The organism is Bradyrhizobium sp. WYCCWR 13022 (assembly GCF_030435535.1).
Lineage (GTDB): Bacteria > Pseudomonadota > Alphaproteobacteria > Rhizobiales > Xanthobacteraceae > Bradyrhizobium.
In genome coordinates this window covers 117685-135177 of the sequence record NZ_JAUIZJ010000013.1, presented here as the reverse complement: position 1 = coordinate 135177, position 17493 = coordinate 117685, and the positions used below count along the sequence as shown (strand labels likewise).

14 protein-coding genes are annotated in these 17493 nt (G+C 59.7%); 8 read left to right on the top strand and 6 right to left on the bottom strand.

Going from position 1 to position 17493, the window contains the following annotated elements:
- Positions 1 to 383: 383 nt before the first annotated feature.
- From egtD to QY049_RS20730, 4 genes are all read right to left on the bottom strand, one after another.
- Positions 384 to 1331: an L-histidine N(alpha)-methyltransferase gene (egtD, locus tag QY049_RS20745; RefSeq protein ID WP_301269923.1), complete on the bottom strand. Its 948-nt coding sequence runs from the start codon at positions 1329 to 1331 to the stop codon at positions 384 to 386.
- A gap of 81 nt (positions 1332 to 1412) precedes the next feature.
- Positions 1413 to 2054, bottom strand: a complete 642-nt coding sequence (locus tag QY049_RS20740) for a sigma-70 family RNA polymerase sigma factor (RefSeq protein ID WP_301269922.1) — start codon at positions 2052 to 2054, stop codon at positions 1413 to 1415.
- Positions 2051 to 2416 carry a response regulator transcription factor gene (locus QY049_RS20735; RefSeq protein ID WP_301269921.1) on the bottom strand — a complete coding sequence of 122 codons (366 nt, stop codon included), beginning with the start codon at positions 2414 to 2416 and terminating at the stop codon, positions 2051 to 2053. Before QY049_RS20735 ends, QY049_RS20740 begins: the two co-directional genes overlap by 4 nt.
- A gap of 390 nt (positions 2417 to 2806) precedes the next feature.
- A complete protein-coding gene (locus QY049_RS20730; RefSeq protein ID WP_301269920.1) occupies positions 2807 to 3493 on the bottom strand; it encodes a haloacid dehalogenase type II in 687 nt (228 codons plus the stop codon).
- A gap of 335 nt (positions 3494 to 3828) precedes the next feature.
- Between QY049_RS20730 and QY049_RS20725 the strand changes: the two genes are divergently transcribed.
- On the top strand, positions 3829 to 9030 hold the full coding sequence (locus QY049_RS20725) for an AAA family ATPase (protein ID WP_301269919.1): 5202 nt from the start codon (positions 3829 to 3831) through the stop codon (positions 9028 to 9030).
- Between the two features lie 113 nt (positions 9031 to 9143).
- Here QY049_RS20725 and QY049_RS20720 read toward each other — a convergent pair whose 3' ends face one another.
- Positions 9144 to 10058, bottom strand: coding sequence for a helix-turn-helix domain-containing protein (locus QY049_RS20720; protein ID WP_301269918.1), 915 nt, complete (start codon positions 10056 to 10058; stop codon positions 9144 to 9146).
- Positions 10059 to 10329: 271 nt separating this feature from the next.
- Here QY049_RS20720 and QY049_RS20715 point away from each other — a divergent pair, with 271 nt between their 5' ends.
- From QY049_RS20715 to QY049_RS20695, 5 genes are all read left to right on the top strand, one after another.
- The gene (locus tag QY049_RS20715; protein ID WP_301269917.1) at positions 10330 to 11085 is read left to right on the top strand and encodes a sensor histidine kinase; all 756 of its coding nucleotides are present in this window, start codon (positions 10330 to 10332) and stop codon (positions 11083 to 11085) included.
- 172 nt (positions 11086 to 11257) lie between these two features.
- Positions 11258 to 12130 (top strand): DUF427 domain-containing protein, encoded by an 873-nt coding sequence (locus QY049_RS20710; protein ID WP_301269916.1) that lies wholly within the window; start codon positions 11258 to 11260, stop codon positions 12128 to 12130.
- A gap of 58 nt (positions 12131 to 12188) precedes the next feature.
- On the top strand, positions 12189 to 13952 hold the full coding sequence (locus tag QY049_RS20705; RefSeq protein WP_301269915.1) for an MOSC and FAD-binding oxidoreductase domain-containing protein: 1764 nt from the start codon (positions 12189 to 12191) through the stop codon (positions 13950 to 13952).
- Between the two features lie 30 nt (positions 13953 to 13982).
- Positions 13983 to 14414 (top strand): VOC family protein, encoded by a 432-nt coding sequence (locus tag QY049_RS20700; protein ID WP_301269914.1) that lies wholly within the window; start codon positions 13983 to 13985, stop codon positions 14412 to 14414.
- A gap of 374 nt (positions 14415 to 14788) precedes the next feature.
- Entirely contained in the window at positions 14789 to 15106 is a 318-nt protein-coding gene (locus tag QY049_RS20695) for a hypothetical protein (RefSeq protein ID WP_301269913.1), read from the top strand.
- Between the two features lie 14 nt (positions 15107 to 15120).
- On the opposite strand, the gene QY049_RS20690 is transcribed toward QY049_RS20695, so the two are convergent.
- The gene (locus QY049_RS20690; RefSeq protein ID WP_301269912.1) at positions 15121 to 16128 is read right to left on the bottom strand and encodes an AraC family transcriptional regulator; all 1008 of its coding nucleotides are present in this window, start codon (positions 16126 to 16128) and stop codon (positions 15121 to 15123) included.
- A gap of 127 nt (positions 16129 to 16255) precedes the next feature.
- On the opposite strand from QY049_RS20690, the gene QY049_RS20685 reads away from it, so the two are divergent.
- A complete protein-coding gene (locus QY049_RS20685; protein WP_301269911.1) occupies positions 16256 to 16792 on the top strand; it encodes a carboxymuconolactone decarboxylase family protein in 537 nt (178 codons plus the stop codon).
- Positions 16793 to 16842: 50 nt separating this feature from the next.
- On the top strand, positions 16843 to 17355 hold the full coding sequence (locus QY049_RS20680) for a YkgB family protein (RefSeq protein WP_301269910.1): 513 nt from the start codon (positions 16843 to 16845) through the stop codon (positions 17353 to 17355).
- Positions 17356 to 17493 lie beyond the last annotated feature (138 nt).

The following is a 17493-nucleotide window of genomic DNA, read 5'->3' as shown; positions in this document are numbered from 1 at the left end:
GCACCCGCGACATATCTTCAACTTCTTGTCGAGCTCCGCATCGAGGTCCTGCTGCTTCTGATTGAAATCGGTTATGCGTCTCTGCAACGCGTCAACAGCTTTTGAATTGGGCATGAAGGCACTCCCGCGCGGCTGCACATGCACGCTCTCGGCCATACCTGGTTCAGCGGACGATGGGGGCGTGGAGACTGGGTCCGCGAGGGCGGAGAGAGGTATCGCAGCGAAGCTGATAAGAAGGGATGAGCGGAAATGCATGGCCTCACCTCGGTACGGTTGGTTCGCGTGAATGCTCTCTCATTATGCAGTACACCGACCGATCCTGCTGTTCGTGGATTGCCGTAATTGAGGTTACATTGTTTGAATCACTCCCGTTGACGGACGGCCTATGGTGCCGCTTGCGGCGGCTCTTGCTCCGCGAGGACGACAGAGAAGAGTCCTGCGTCGTCCGTCCAGTCCGCCACCGGCTTCCATCCCCCAGCTCGCAAGAGGATGAAGGCCTCGCCTCGCCCGTATTTGAGGCTGTTCTCGGTGTGGATGGTCTCACCTTCCGCCAAGAAGAAGGCGCGACCGCCGACATCGAACCGGACGTCTCGGATCGCCTCCAGATGCATTTCGATGCGAAATTCTGTATCGTTCCATCGTGCCACATGACGAAATGCGCCCAGGGGAATCGACCCACCCAGCTCGCGGTTGATCCGATGCAGGAGGTTAAGATTGAACGCCGCGGTGAGTCCCTGCGGGTCGTCATACGCCGGCAGCAGAACCTCTCGACCCTTGATACGATCGATGCCTATGAGCAGCATGGATCCGGCGCCTAACGTCCCGGCCAAAGCCCGCAGCAGATCGACCGCTGCATGCACTGTCAGATTACCGATCGTCGAACCGGGAAAGAAGCCAAGGCGGGGACTCCTGGCAATCTGCTTCGGCAGCGCGAAAGGGCGCGTGAAGTCCGCCTCGGTTGGGTAGATCGGAACTGTTGGAAACGCACGCGACAGGCCTGCTGTCGTGTCCCGAAGAAACTCTCCGGAGATATCGATCGGAACATAAGCCGATGGCTCGATGTCTGCCAGCAACAGCCTCGTTTTGGCCGATGAGCCTGAACCGAACTCAACAAGGGCGCGGCCCGGCCCTGCGATGGCAGATATCGCCGGGAGCGCGGAAGCAAGAATCGATCGCTCGGTCCGGGTTGGATAGTATTCGGGCAACAGGGTGATCGCTTCAAACAGAGCCGACCCGCGGTGGTCATAAAGCCACCTCGCTGGAATTGCCTTTGGGCTTCGAGACAGCCCTTCAAAGACGTCGTTGCGGAATGCGATCGTCGCGTCAGCCATCTCGGATGGCAATTCATTCTGGAGTGGGAACGACCTCAATTTCTTCACACCTTTGTCTTGGTCCGAAAGCCCCGAAATATCTCAAGAGACCATTGCCGCCAGTTTCTTCATCCCGCGATGGATATTGATCTTGACGAGCTCGACTGACTGCCCGGTCGCACCGGACGCTCGGGCGATGCTGAAGCCATTCAGCTTGACGAGGCGGATCACGTTCTCTTGCGCGGGCTTCAGTCGGCCGAGCAACTGATCGATCGCGACGACGCTGATTGCTGCGCTCTCGTGGCCTTCAGTTGCAGTCTCTTCCTCTGGCGCGAGGGCCTTGTAGCGCGACGCATCACGGACCAGATCGACCCACTTGTAGCGGGCAATGGCCGCTACCCAGGCGCCGAACGGCTTCGACGGCTCGAATGTGTGGCGCTTGGCGTGAATAGCCAGAAGCGCTTCTTGCCTTGCGTCTTCTGCAGCGCAGAATGGGAGCCGCCGAGCGTAGTAGGCACGCAACCACTGATTCAACTCGCGTAGCAATTGTTCATATGCTGCTTCATCTCCCGAGCGTCCCGCGAGCATCAGCTCGGACCATCGGCGCGAGCGATCTCTCCATCTATCTCCGGATGCCGCGTTGGACCGATCCAGTCTTGCGCGGGCGACGTTGCTCGGGGGCCGCCTGCCAAGCGACTGCGCGGACATGCCTGCTACAGCATCGTAATGCGAGAACGCGTTCATCGTCGAAAGCTCTTGTCGAGACACTCGAGCAGGACGCTCGTTTCAAACGGCTTTCTGATAAGGCAAAATGCGCCGATCGATCTTGCTTCCTCGTCCAGCTGCTTGTCCGGGAGACCGGTGATGAGGATCACCGGCGATCCTATCTTCCGTCGCTGGAGCTCCCGAACCAGGTTGAGCCCACCCATACCCGGCATATGAACGTCCGCTATGATGCAATCAAAGCTCGAAAGAGCCGTGTAGCTCAGCAGGGCTTCAGCTCTGTCAAACGGTTCAGAGCGGAATCCGACAGATCGCATCAAATCCACCAAGGACAGGCACAGAGCCTCGTCGTCATCGACGACTCCGACAAAAGGGACCTTCACCTGACTTACCCTCGCAAGACGCGATCATCATCGAGATGCGATCGTGACGAGGTCGATCGGCGCACAAGCCGCCTCCCCGTCGACCAGGCTATCGATATCGCGGCGTTCGACAATGATTCGCGAGAGGCGCATGTTCGATGCCCCGTATAAGAGCTTTCCAGCAGCTCCGCGGAGGCTTGTTGCGCAGCTGAGCCTGGAGCATGCGGTCAGTTGATTTCCTCCACAATCTCACGATTGGGATGCACAGACCCATACTTTGGTATGGGTTTTGCCGGCGCGGGGAACCAGACGGGCATCGCATCAAGGCCCGCACGAGCGAGTTGTGCGCCGATGCTTTCAATGCAACAGCGCGTTCATTGCCCTGTCCTCGTGGACCGACGCCTGACAAGGTCAGCGTCGCGCCGCGTAACGAGCGATGAGTTGCTGGGCGACATCGGTGAGATCACTGCCAATAATTTGCGGCTGAGGACCAACTCCCATGAGTTCGTTGTCGGCCCGTCTGACAAAAGCGGCGCTCCAGCCTGCCGCTACTGCGCCTAGCGTGTCCCAGGCGTGGCAGGCGACCATGCAGAGCTGCGACGGCTGGACCGCCAGTTCACGCGCGACATGGTCGTAGGTTTGCGGCCACGGCTTGAAGAGCTTCACGCTGTCCACACTGAACAGCCCTTCAAAAAACCCCGCGATTCCCCCGCGTTCGAGCTGGTGAGCTTGAACCTCGGCCAGGTTGTTCGTCAGTGTGAAGAGCCGAAAGCCGGCATTGCGCAGGCTCTCCAGTGCTCCCGGCACCTCCGGATAGGGCGGCATCGTAGAGAATTTTTGCCGAAGTTCATCGCTATCCGCCCGCTCGAGCCTGACGCCCTGAGTATCCGCAAGCATTTTGAATGCGGCGGCGCCGATATCCGTAAACGGCACATACGAGCGCGCTGCCGTCAGGGCGAGCGAATACAGCACGAGGTTCGCAAACCAATGCCGCACATCGACTTTATCTTGGAATACTCGCTTGAAGACCGGCTCCACCGTCCGGATATCCAGTAGCGTTTCGTTGACATCGAAGACGATCAAAGGAAGGTCAGACATGGTGCAAGCTCCATCTTCGCTTCAACCGGTTCACCTGATCTGCGCAAATTCTGGCTGGATCAGTACACGGTGCCTGACGTCATTCGCGGCAGGGCACGGCTTGGTTACAGCGCGACATGAAAGACCGTCTGACACGGCGAAGGCTCGTTCACGCGGCAGTTATCGGCGCCCCAGATAGATTGCAATGTGCCGGTAACAGGCATAGCAAGGTCGTCGAGTAAACAAGGTCGAGGATGCGCTTCCGGCACCCCGCAGCCATCCCGGTGAACTGGTCGGCTGGCGGCTCGGGAACCTGAGGAGCCAGTTAGCTCCATACGATTATGGAAAGCCGGCAGATGAACGGCACTTTGGAAAACAAGGCAACCTTCCCCGAAGTGGCCGATTTCAGAGTTCGCCGGATGCACGATTGTTCAACTACGAATGGAGACGCGGATCTCGAGATCTTGTGCGATGACGGAGCGCGTGTCCTTTGTCGCCAGTGGTCCCGAGACGATGAAGGCAAAGTCAGCAGTATCCTCGTCGTAAGAGCCACTCTGGAGCATCCTCCGGCCGAGGTCCTTGAACGCTTCGCCCACGAACTCGCTTTGCGCAGTGAGCTCGACCGTAGCTGGGCCGTGTGGCCCCTGGAATTGATCCGCAGCGGCGGCCGAACTCTATTGACGTTAGAAGATCCTGGCGGCGAAGCTCTGGAGCAATTGCTCATCGCGCCGATGAAGCTGGATCACTTTCTACGGTTGGCTGTCGCCATCACGACGAGCGTCGAATATCTCCATCGACGCAACCTGGTTCACAAGGATCTGAAGCCGGCAAACATTCTGGTGATTGGGGAGAATGAGGTCCGAATTACCGGATTCGGCCTCGCATCTCGCGTGCTGCGAGAGCGACAGCAGTTTGAAGCAGCAGAGACCATCGCAGGAACGTTGGCCTATATGGCGCCCGAACAGACCGGTCGCATGAACCGGTCCATCGATTCCCGCAGCGACCTGTACGCACTTGGCGTGACATTCTACCGGATGCTCACGGGTGTATTGCCGTTCAACGCCGCCACTCCATTGGAATGGGCGCATTGCCATGTCGCAAGACTGGCAGTTCCGCCCCACGAGCTGACGAATCGCGTACCGGCAGCCGTATCGGCGATCATCATGAAGCTTCTCGCCAAGACGGCCGAGGACCGCTACCAGACCGCCGCCGGCCTCCGGAACGACTTCAATCACTGCCTTGCGGAGTGGGCCACGCACGGACGGATCGAGCAGTTCCCTCTCGCGCAATCGGATCGGTCGGACCATCTTCTGATTCCGGAAAGACTTTATGGCAGGGAGCACGAGATCGAGGCCTTGCTCGCCTCGTTCGATCGCGTCGCCCAAAGTGGCGTGCCAGAATTGGTCCTGGTGTCGGGCTCCTCCGGAGTGGGCAAGTCCGCGCTTGTCGACGAGATGCAGAAAGCGATAGCGCAGTCTCGAGGGCTGTTCGGGTCCGGCAAGTTCGATCAGCACAAGCGCGACGTACCCTACGCATCGCTCGCACAGGCATTCAGCGGGCTTATCAGGAACCTTCTTGCCAAGGAAGAAGCCGACCTTGCACCCTGGCGCAACGCATTGCGCGAAGCGCTTGGCCCGCTTGCTCAACTCATGGGCGATCTCGTGCCGGAGCTGCGCCTTCTCATTGGAGATCAACCATCTGTCCCCGATGCATCACCGCGAGATGCGCAACGGCGTTTTCAACTTCTCTTTGCCCGCTTTATCGGTGTGTTCTGCAAACCGGCCCATCCGCTCGTTCTCTTCCTGGATGACCTGCAGTGGTCGGACATGGCCACGCTCGACCTGATCAAATATCTGCTGGCCCGGTCCGATCTGCAAAATCTACTCTTGATCGCCGCGTATCGTGACGGCGACGTCGAGATGGGACATCGGCTGGCCGCACGACTCGCCGAGATCCGCCAATCCGGCAAGAACGTTCAGGGCATCAATTTGCTTCCCCTCACCCGGGAATCTGTCGGGCAATTCGTGGCCGATGCGCTTCGCCGCGATCTGCCATTCGCTTTGCCAATCACGGAAATTGTCTACGCGAAGACTCGCGGCAGCCCGCTCTTCTTTACCCAATTTCTACGAACACTAGCGGAAGAGAACCTGCTTCTATTCGATCACGCTGAGGGAGAGTGGCGCTGGGATCTTGCCGGCATCAAGGAGAAGAGCTACTCCGACAACGTTGCCGATCTAGTCGTCGGAAAGTTGAGCGGCTTGCGCGACGACGCTCGTGCCGCGTTGTTGGAGCTGGCGTGCCTGGGCAATGCCGCCGAGATCGAAACTCTCTGCCTTGTGCACGGCACGTCGGAGCAGGCTCTCCACTCGGACTTGAATGAGGCGACACGTCTCGAACTGGTCCGACGCCTCAACAATTCATATGCATTTGTGCACGATCGCGTCCACGAGGCGGCCTATGCGCTTGAACCGGACCTAGACAAGCGAGCCGCCTTGCATCTCCGGATCGGCATGGCTCTTGCCACACAGCTGACACAGGCCGAGCCGAGCGAACGGATCTATAGCGTAGCCAGCCAACTCAACCGCGGCGTCGCCGCTGCGAAGACCGGCGACGAGAGAAACACGATCATTGCCATCAATCTCGCCGCAGGTCAGCGCGCGCGCGGTGCGACAGCTTACCATGCCGCCGTAGTTTACCTTGAGATGGCCCGCAGATTGCTCGAGGAAAAACGGTCTGCGCAGCATAGCCAGATCGCCTTTTCGATCGGCCTGCTCCACGCTGAATGCAAGTTTCTCCTTGGCGATCTAACCACCGCAGAAGCAGAGTTACGGGCCTTGTCGCAGAGCTGGTCCGATGTTGTGCGGAGTGCGGAGGTCACCAGCCTTCGTGCGCAGCTGTACACCGCTGCGGGGCAACTGGAGCCGGCGGTCGACGTCTGCCTGGCATTTCTCCGGAAGGTCGGAATTGACTGGCACCCTCATCCGACTCGCAGCCAAGTTGACGAAGATCGTCGACGATTGCGAGCTTTGGCCGAAACATCGTCTGACGAACAGCTTCGCACACTCGCGCCGATGGTCGATCCGGATCATCGCGCGATCATGCGTGTCTTGGCCGACCTCGTCACACCTGCGTTTCTCACCGATCGCAACCTATCTGACATCATGCTCATGGAGGCCACCCGGCTGACCCTCGAGCACGGGATCAGCCCTGAATCGTGCTATCCGCTGACCGCCATATTCGGTGTGCTCGCGAGCGATTCGACCGACGCGGAACTTGCCTTTCGCCTCTCGCAGTTCGGCGCATCTCTGGCTGAGACACGCTCGGAGACAGGGCTGAGCGGCCGTGCTCTCCTGGTATTTGGCCTCCATGTGACTCCATGGATCCGTCCCGTCCGATCCGGAAGGTCATTCGTTCAACGCGCCCTCGAGATCTGCCTGACCACCGGAGATCTCGCCTTCGCGGCGTATTCGCATCGGGGGCTTCTGGCGCTGGATCTATTCAGCGGCGAAGCACTTCCAGGCGTTCTGTTGCATGCCGAGCAGGCGCTGGGATTTGCGGAAGCCTTGGGTATCCGGTTGAATTCCGAATGCCTGGCGACGCAACGGGCGCTCGCGCTCAGCCTGATGGGGCGTGATGCGGCTTTCGATTCGAACAAGCCGAGTTCAATTGAGGCCCCGGCCACAACGGAGCCGTTGAGTTCGTTCTTCGACTATGTCGTGCGGGTCCAACTCGCGGTTCTTGCCGGACGTAGCCATGACGCTATCGCTTTCGCCCGATGCGCAGACGAGTACGCGTGGTGCGCCAGAGCCTATTGTGAGTTTGCCGAGTACCGGTTCTATACAGGGCTTGCCCACGCCGCCGCCTATGACGAGGCGCCGGAACAGGATCGCGAGCAACACGTCATTTGCCTTCGCGAACACTACCGCAAGCTGGTTGCATGGTCCGACCGCTGCCCGGCCAATTTCGCCGCCCGTTGCACGCTGATTGCCGCGGAGTTGGCGCGGATCGAAGGCCGCAAAATCGAGGCCGAAAGGCTGTACGAGGCAGCGATACAATTGTCGCAAGAAGGTGGGTTCCTGCAGATCGAGGCTATTTCGGCGGAGCGCGCGGCTGCGTTCTACGAGATGCGTGACATTCGTACGGTCGTACTGTCGTACGTCACGAATGCACGAGATTGCTATGCACGCTGGGGCGCGAGCGCAAAGGTCTACCAGCTCGAGGAGCGCTATCCGAGCATCCGAGAAAAGGGACATGTCGTCCACGCCGCCAGTACTATCGGCACGCATGTCGAGCAGCTGGACCTGGCGACGGTTCTCAAGGTGTCCGAAGCCGTCTCGGGCGAGATCGCGCTGGATAAGCTCACCGAAACCCTATTGCATTCGGCGATCGAACACGCCGCCGCAGAACGCGCCGTGCTGGTTCTGCCGCAGGGCACGGAACTGAGAGTTCGGGCGCAGGCAGCAATCGGCCACGGCTCTATCGCCTTTGACTTGGCAGATTTGCCCCTCTCTGGCGAGGTATTGCCGCTATCGATCGTACTTTACACGGCTCGTACGCAGGAAAGTGTCGTGCTCGACGATGCGTCGACGAGCAGCGCGTTCGGCGGCGATCAATACATCCGGCAGAAAGGTACCCGGTCAGTCCTGTGTGTCCCACTCGTCAAGCAAGGTAAGGCGGTGGCTTTTCTGTATCTCGAGAATAATCTTGCCTCGCGGGTCTTCACTCCCGGCCGGATCGCGATCCTCAGATTTCTTGCGTCCGAGGCCGCGACGTCGCTCGACAACGCCCGGCTGTACCGGGAGTTGCAGGAGCGGGAGCACCGATACCGGGAAGCGCAGATGGAGCTGGCTCACGCCAACCGTGTTGCGGTGATGGGGCAGCTGACTGCATCGATTGCCCATGAGGTTAACCAGCCGAACACAGCCGTTATCTCCAGCGCCCAAGCTGCATTGACCTGGCTGAATCACCAGCCCCCCGCACTGCAACAAGCGCGGAGGGCGCTGACGCGCGTTGTCGAGAACAGCGTCAGGTCAAGCGAGGTCATTGGGCGAATTCGAGATATCGTGAAAAAAGCGCCTCCCAGGCGGGATGCCCTGGCGATCAATGACGTCATCGGTCAGGTCATCGAGCTCACACAAGTCGAAGCCGCGAGAAACCGGGTCTCGATTCAGACCGAGTTCGCCGACCGCCTGCCCAACGTCATCGGAGATCGCGTCGAACTGCAGCAGGTGACCCTTAATCTGATCCTGAATGGGATCGAGGCAATGAGTGAGACAACGGAGGCCAGGCGAGATCTGCTGATCCGAACCGCGAGAGCGGACGACGAAAGCGTACTGGTATCAATTGCGGATTCAGGGCCGGGATTGTCACCCGAGAGCCTGGCCCGCCTCTTCGAACCCTTCTACACGACCAAGCCGACTGGTCTTGGCGTTGGGCTTTCGATATGCCGATCGATTATTCTTTCACATGGCGGCCGGCTGTGGGCGGACACCAGTGAAGCCCGAGGAGCCGTCTTTCAGTTCACAGTCCCTGTCGATGACGGGCTGAGCGTGATCTAAGCTCTCGAAAAAATGTCGTCGGATGGAAACCTGCCACGACACACTTGCCGCACGCCCGTGTGCTTTCGCTTCACTCGCTCCAATCTGGAAATGGTCGGCTCCAATAGGCCGCCCTAAGCATCTGAATGCTTGGCACGCCTCCACTCGCCGGGTGTTAGCCCGACCTTTCGCAAGAATACGCGACTGAGGTGGCTCTGATCCGCAAAGCCGCACTCCAACGCGATTTCGCTGATCGATTTTTTCCCGTGTAGCAGATACCTAGCACGGTCTATCCGTTGCTCAACGAGCCACTGGTGTGGCGACGTTCCCAGCGTCCTCTTGAAAGCACGCGAAAATTGCCCGGCGGACAGTCCACACGCCTGCGCCAGTTCAGCTACCGAGCGATCCGCACCGACATCGTCGAGAAGCAACTCCTTGATCCGGGCCACCTCGTGGTCGGACAGCTTTGAACCGGCTGCGTTGCCAGTCGGGTTCAGGCCGCAATACGCGACCAGCAGGCGCGAACGCAGCGCCGAGAACACGTGGTCGACGAACAACATGGGAATTTCGGCCGGGCGATCCAATGCGGGCAGCACGGCGCGGGCAAGCGACGTCGCGACATCATCCCTGTATTCTCGCTCCACGTCGTAGTTGAAACCCGAGAAAGTCGAACCAAGCTCGCGTGCGGTCTCGTCAAAGGCAAGATCAGGGATGAAAAAGTTCAATGCCTCGAACGGCGCCATATTGTCCCCTTCCCAATGATAGCGCATATCGAAAAGAGAGATTGCTCCTGCTCGCATTGCCGGTCGCATCGCATGATGGCCGTCTTTCCAGACGTCTTGCGCCTCGGGATGATCCGTAAGATATACGGTCACCATGTACATATTCTCGCGGAGATGCATTGAAGTCATCTCCGATCCCTGTCGACGCCTGAGCGTGTGAACGGCGTTAAGGCCGGCTTTAGCAAACTTCGCGCCAGCGACCTCTCGAACCAGGCAGATGCCGTCCTTGGGGTCGGACAAGAAGTCCGACGGCTTCTCTTCCACCATCCTCCTTCGACTTCTCACGCTCTGCTCCGCTTGCTGATGAAGATCCGTCCGCCGTTGAGAGACGTCTTGACGGTCATTGGAATGAAGCCGGTCATCGCGCCGATCAGATTCATCCAAAACGAACGTCAGGTCTTTTCAAGAACCACGACGTCGCCTGCCGTACGATATCTCCAGAAGGCGAATGGGTCACCAGCATCTCGCATGCTGCATCGCGACAACGAAGCGGTGGGTGCTGAACGGCCACTCGAAGCCACGGTTGCGGAGCGTCGGGATGGATTTCTTCGAACCAAGGACGGCGGCCAATCATTCCTTTGATGGAACCGGCCTCGAACACGATCGTCAAATGCGGCTGGCGCACCTCGGGGAACTCGCCGGAACAATCATTCATGAGGTCACTCAGCCTCTCGGAGCCGTCATTTCCAGCGCCGACGCCGCTTTGCGCTGGCTCGACCGCGAAACGCCGAACATCGCTTGTGCTGTCAAGTCCATCCAGCGCATCCGTGTCACGGTCGGCCGATGCGGGCGGACCATCGCGGAGTTGCAGCAATTATCGGCCAACATTTTGACCGACCTTACGGAGCAGTCTCTGAATGCCATAGTCGACGAAGCGCTTGCCTTATCTGACCCCCAGATTGCCCTCGCAGAGATCGTAACGAACATCAGTCTTGATCCTGATCGCCCGGTGACAAAGGCGAACAGGGATCTGCTCCTTCAGGTGATGTTGAATATCATTCAGAACGCGATCGACAGCCTGCTTCACGTTACGGATCGCCATAGAGCGCTGAACATTCGAACGTTTACCTCGTCGAACTCCGTCGTGCTCGAAATCGAGGACAATGGCGTTGGCCTTCCCGACGGGACAACGGACATTTTCAATCCCCTCTACACTACAAAAGAGGGCGGCCTGGGCCTCGGCCTCGCGCTATGTCGGCGCGTGGTGGTTGCTCATGGCGGGGCTATCCAGGTGAGGCCGAACGCCGACTTGGGGGCGACACTAGTCGTAACTCTGCCGCGAGTGGAACCTTAGTTACCGTCACACCTCTCGGGCCAAGACAGCGAAATCGCCGAGCAGCACCGCCTGAAGGCCCCGAAAAAAATATCTCGTTGCCTGTAACTCCGGCCCCTTTGCGCCCGAAATAGCCGGACGAAACCGGATTGGCCTGAACAGGCGGTCCTTTGACGAAAACGAGGAGGCAGATGTGGGACTATCCTGGCAACAAGGCCCGCTTTCAGCCGGCGCGGTTGGACGCTTTCTCGTCCCCGAGCCCCTGCCCAAACGGCTTTTGTACATTGAGCCGCTGCGCCGTCGCATGCGCGTGCGTTTGGGCGAAAGCTGGATCGCAGATAGCGAGCGGTGCCTCCTGCTCTTCGAACCAGGTCGCTACCCCGTAGCGTATTTTCCTGAGGCCGATGTGTCGCAACAGGTCATGCAGCGAACCGAGCATATCACTCAACACGCCGACCTCGGCCCCACCTCCTGGTACAGCGTTCAAGCAGACGAGCAGCGCATCGCGGCGCGGGGAGCATGGCAGCACACCAATCTGCCTGCCTATGCGAGCGATTTGCAGGGTCATATCGCTTTCGCCTGGCGTGCAATGGATGCGTTCTATGAGGAAGATGAACGCATCGTCGGTCATGCCGCCGATCCCTATCACCGCATCGACATCCGCCAAACCTCTCGCAATCTCGTGGTCAGTCATGAGGGCCGGGTCATTGCCGATACAAAGCGACCGCTGGTGCTTTACGAATCCGGCTTTGCGCCCCGCTGGTACGTTTCACGTTCCGATGTAGATGAGTCCGCCCTCACCCCAGTGAAACTCCAGACTTTCTGTCCATACAAGGGTCTCTGCAGCTATTATTCCATCGGCGACGCGCGCCAGGCGGCATGGTCCTACCCCGAGGCGTATTCCGAAGTCGGTCGCATCTCGAATTTTGTATCGTTCGAACCAGATATCGTGACGGTTCTTCTCGATGGCAACCAGATACGTCTCGAGCCGGGCCAGTCGGTCGTTCCACATGGGCCCGACCGGAATCTCGACGTTGCCGAGATAGTCCGCGAACCTAGCGCCTGAAAGCCAGTCCACGGCTCATAAGCGGCAAGAAGAACTGCTCGCCAACAGAGAGCTGCATATGGCGCATCTTGTGTCAGTAAACGTTGGGCTTCCGCGCGAAATCGCGTGGAAGGGCCGCACGGTACGCACGGGCATTTGGAAAACCCCTGTGCGCGGTCGCTGTCGGGTTGGCCGGCTCAATCTAGAGGGAGATGGGCAAGGCGATCTTAGCGGGCACGGCGGTGAGCAGCGGGCAATCTTCGTCTACCAAATCGAGTCATACCGCTACTGGCAGATGCAACTGGGCCGCACCGACTTCGTACATGGACAATTCGGCGAAAATTTCACCATCGCAGGGCTACCCGACGATAGCGTTTGCATAGGCGATCGCTATCGAATTGGCAGCGCCGTCTTCGAGGTCACTCAACCGCGCGTCACCTGCTACCGCGTCGGCATCCGGACCAACGAGCCGAAGATGCCTGCCCTTCTGACATCCAGTGGACGGCCGGGATTCTATTTCCGTGTCCTGAGTGAAGGCGAAGTTGGGGTCGGCGATCAAATCGTACAGGTTGGTGAAGCGTCCGAACGGATGACCGTCGCCGAAATCAGCGCGCTGCTCTACTCTCCAGATCACCCGCGTGATCGGCTGGAGCGGGCATTGAGGATCGAGGCACTTTCGCCGGGATGGCGCTCGTCGTTTGAAGCATTGCTTCAGAGCCAAATGGCAGGTGCGGGAGGGAGCGGCAATGCAGGTCTTGCTCCAGCGACCGCTGCTAGTTCGACCGCGCCTGGATTTCTCTCGCTCTTGGTTGCCGCGATCGATCGGGAGACCGTGGACGTCCTCTCTCTTTCCCTTCAGCATCCGCATCGCGAGCCGTTGCCTCTTCCGCTCCCAGGCCAATACGTGGTCGTGCGCCTTCCGCGCTCCGATGGCCCGCCGCTCGTTCGCAGCTATTCGCTCTCCGGTCCTCAATCGACCGAGAGCTATCGGATCAGTGTGAAGATCGAGCCGAATGGAGCCGCTGTAGACTACCTGAAGAGGGCTCTCCAGACCGGCGATGTTCTCGAAGTCAGCTTCCCCCGCGGAGGCTTCATCCTGCAATCCCGAGAGCGGCCAGTCGTACTCCTCAGCGCGGGCATCGGGGCAACGCCCGTTCTCGCAATGTTACACGCGCTTGCAGCGACCCACTCCGCCCGGCAGGTATTCTGGCTGCATGCCGCGCGCGACGGGCAGCATCATCCATTCGCCGGCGAAGTCCGCCGGCTCGTGCTTGGCCTCGCCCGGGGCCGCAGCTTCATCTGCTACAGCAGACCGGCTCCGCGCGACAGGCTCGGCGAAGATTTCGATGCTCCAGGCCGATTGTCGCAATCGACATTCAAGGAAGTCGGAATCCCGCACGAAGCGGATGTCTACCTTTGTGGGCCGGCCCGTTTCATGGCAGACATGAAGCAGGCGCTTGCAACGTTCGGCATAGGACCCGATCGGATTCATGTCGAAGTCTTCAATGGCGGCGAGCCATTGATGCCTGGGATCGTCAACGCAGTTCCCCGAGCTCCTCATCTGCCCAGTGATGCCCCCGGCGGTGGTCCATTAATATCCTTCGCGCGAAGCGGCATCGCCGTCCATTGGAAGCCGTCCTCTTACGGGAGCCTTCTGGAGCTGGCCGAAGCGTGTGACGTTCCGGTCCGCTGGTCATGTCGGACTGGCGTTTGCCACAACTGCGAAAGCGGCCTGATTTCAGGCGCAGTGGCCTATAATCCACTTCCGCTCGACATGCCGGCCGACGGCAATCTCCTGATTTGCTGCTCACAGCCTATACGAGACGTCGTCATCGATTTGTAGGTCGCAGGCGATGCAATCGATGAGGTCCTTATGAAGTTCTCGGTCGAAGTGATCACCGTTCCCGTGAGAGATGTCGATCGGGCACTGAGATTCTATGTCGATCAGGTCGGCTTTGTCCTCGACGTCGATTACCGCCCCAACGACGCATTCCGCGTCGTGCAGCTCACGCCTCCTGGCTCGAGCTGCTCGATCCAGATTGGTAAGGGGATCACCGACGCGCCCGTCGGCTCGCTCCGTGGCACTTGTCTCGTCGTCACGGATCTGGAGACCGCGCACCGCCACCTGCTGGGGCGCGGCGTCCAGGTCAGCGATATCAGGCACAAGACGCCGACCGGCGCATGGGACGGTGGCTTCGCGCCGGGCCTGGATCCCGCGCGCGGGGACTACGCCAGTTTCGCTGATTTTTTGGACCCGGACGGCAACGGCTGGGTGCTCCAGGAACGGGGCTACCGCGCGGCTTGAGGCGTGCGCCGCTGGACATCGCCATTCCATGTAGGCGACCGCTCCGGCCCACCCCAACGAGCCTCCGCCCGCAGCACGAACAGCATCTGGCCTGGAAGACTGGCCGTGTCGACCGGACCGGCCCTCTGAGCTGGCCGGTTTTCGTCCGAACGAATCGGTCATCTGCGAGTACCCAATCTACCTGCTACGCTGGCCTCACATTCAATCACTGCCGCAATAAGGCCGTGTCAACACCGGGCGGAGCAGCTCCACCAATGGCTATGAGACGAACGAGCACATCTTAGAGATCGCCCGGCATTCGGTCTTTGGCATGCATGACTATCGTAGCTCCTACGGAGCCGCTCATCACGAGCCTCCACCAAGGGAGTTCCGCCATGACCCAGATGTCGATCCAAACACGTTCGAGCCACCCTGTCCTTGCAGGAATTCTTCTCCTTGCCTTGCTGTCCCCCACATACGCATCCGATCGGAGCACCTCTCTCGAAACCCTTCACGGGCTGCAGGGACGCGCAGCCGAGCAACTGGCTTCGGTCGAATTGACATCGCATCGGCCGTGGCTCGCGCCGGTTGGCCATCACCAGCCGAGGCGCGACGACGCACCTCATTCAGGCACTTTGTCAGCGTTGGAACGTGAGCAGCAACAGCGCGATCAGATACTGGACCGCAAGCTGATCATCTGCCGGGGATGTTGAGGTGGCCAACCATCTCAAGCACCTGCTGAGGTGCTTCCAATATCCGACATCACCTCTGCGCTCTTCGTCAGCTCCAGTTCGTCAGCCGTCGCCGATATTTGCGCTGCCTTCCGCCATTGCGCAGGCGTGATCCCCATGTGGCTCTTGAAAGCCCGCTGGAATGCTGCCTCGGACAGATATCCGGCTGCTTCCGCCACCGCTCCCGTTGAGATTGACGATTTCCTCAATTCGTTCGCTGCCAGCGTCATGCGAATGTCGGTCAACAGATCGCTTGGCGAACGACCAAGCTTCTCCTGAAACTGACGCGCGAGTGTGGCACGCGACATGCTGGCGAGCTGTGCGAAGTCGGGCAGCGTCCATGCGCGCGCCGGCTCGTTAAACATTGCCGCGACCACTGGCGCTAGGCGGGGATGACCCGCAAGCGCAAGCAGCCCACGTGGCGTATCCCCGGTCTCGCTGGCAAGACGCAACACGAGCGCGAACATCGCAGTCGACAGCGCATTCAACATCGCGCGGCCTCCTAATCGATCACTTGCCGTTTCGCCGCGCATCAAGGCAACGAGGCCCGCGAGTTGCCCCGCTGTCTCTTGCTCTCCATTCGTCGCGCCGGCGCTGACGACCAGCACCGGCGGCAGATAATTTCGCAGCAACCTGTCGTGCGGCGGCGCGATCGAGAAGTGTCCGCACAACAGATCAAGTCGCTGGTCGGAGCCCGGATTCTCGCTGATCATGAAATTGAGCGACGCGCGGTTGCGCACCTTCAACGGCGCGGCGCCGCTGCCATCATGCATGATGTGCCGCGGATTGCCCGGAAGCAGCACGATGTCGCCAGCCTTGAGGTGCAGCGGCCGGCCACCCTCCGGATCGTCCAGCACCGCCGAGCCTGCCAAAACGGCATGGTACGGGATCTCATTGACATTGCCCGGCCCCTGCTCGATCCGCCAAGGCGCCCCATACGAGCAACGCAGGTCCAAACGACCGTGGACTGGCATCATCTCGAACAGCCGGCTCAACCAATCCATCCAAACCCCTCACGACACCCTATTGAGACGAACAAGCATATATTCGCGCCATACTGGCATTCAACATCTCATCTTGGGACCCTATTGTCACTCCGCAATCATTCACCGGCCAATAAGGAGTGCCACCATGTCCCGCCTTTCCATCCCGAACCTCGACGCTGACGCCGGCCCGTCTGGCCAGCTCTATGCCCAAATCAAGAAGGCCATCGGCAGCGTGCCGAATACGTTCGCGGCCATTGCCGCCCATGGCCCTGCGGCACTTAAGGCCGTCCTCGCTGCCGATACGGTCTTGGCGTCCGGCAGCCTGAACAAGTCCGACAGGGAGATCATCAAGCTCATCATCAGCGAAGCCGCCGGCTGTGACTACTGTGTCGCCGCCCACAGCCATCTCGGGTCGCTCGTCGGCGTTACGCAGGAGGTGCTGAAGCAGGTGCGCGACGGTAAGCCCACGGGCGATGCCCGGCGTGACGCGTTGGTCACGTTCGTGCGCAAGCTCGCGCGCACCAGCGGCACCATCAGCGACCAGGATTATCTCGCGATCAAGGCCGCTGGCTACAGCGATGCGCAGCTCGTCGAGATCAGCCTTGCCTTTGCAACCACCGTCTTCACCAACGTCTTCAATCGTATCAACGATACCGAGATCGACTTTCCGGCAGTGGCGTAGCGCAACTGCGGCGCATCGTCATCTCGAATCAGGAATCAGGAATCAGGATCATGACTACGCTTGCCAATACCAAATTCGCCCAAAGCCCCGCTCTTCGTATCATGCATGGATCCGGCTTACTCGCTGTGGATCTCGATTATCACATCGTTCGCGCCTCCATGGTGATCATGTTCTTCTTCTTCGGCTACCAGAAGTGGTTTCCGTATGAATTCGAGAGACTGGTCCCCTTCATCGGCAACGGTCCGCTGATCTGGTGGCTTTATCCCGTGTTCGGCCACGCGGGCGCCAGCTACTTCCTGGGCGTGTCGGAATGGACGTTTGGCGCGCTGCTGCTCGCGGGCTTCTGGAGCAAGCGGCTTGGTGTTCTCGGGGCACTCGGCTCGACCGGCACGTTCGTCGCAACTGTCACCATCATTCCTTTCATGCCGGAGGGCTGGGATATTGCGGCAGGAGGCTTTCCGGCGATGACCGGCAATGTGCCTTTCCTGATGAAGGACGTCGTCCTGCTCGCAGTCTCCTTCTATCTGTTGAGACAAGATCTGGTTCGACTGGCACGTCGATAGCCATCACGCCGACCTGATCGGTCACCGGCGAGCACGCTGGCTCGCCGGTGACGCACGAAGCTCGTGTCGAGATCACACTTCCAGCGAAGCTCCGCGGTGGCCGGTGTTCGAGCAACCCATACTTCAGTATGCGTTACT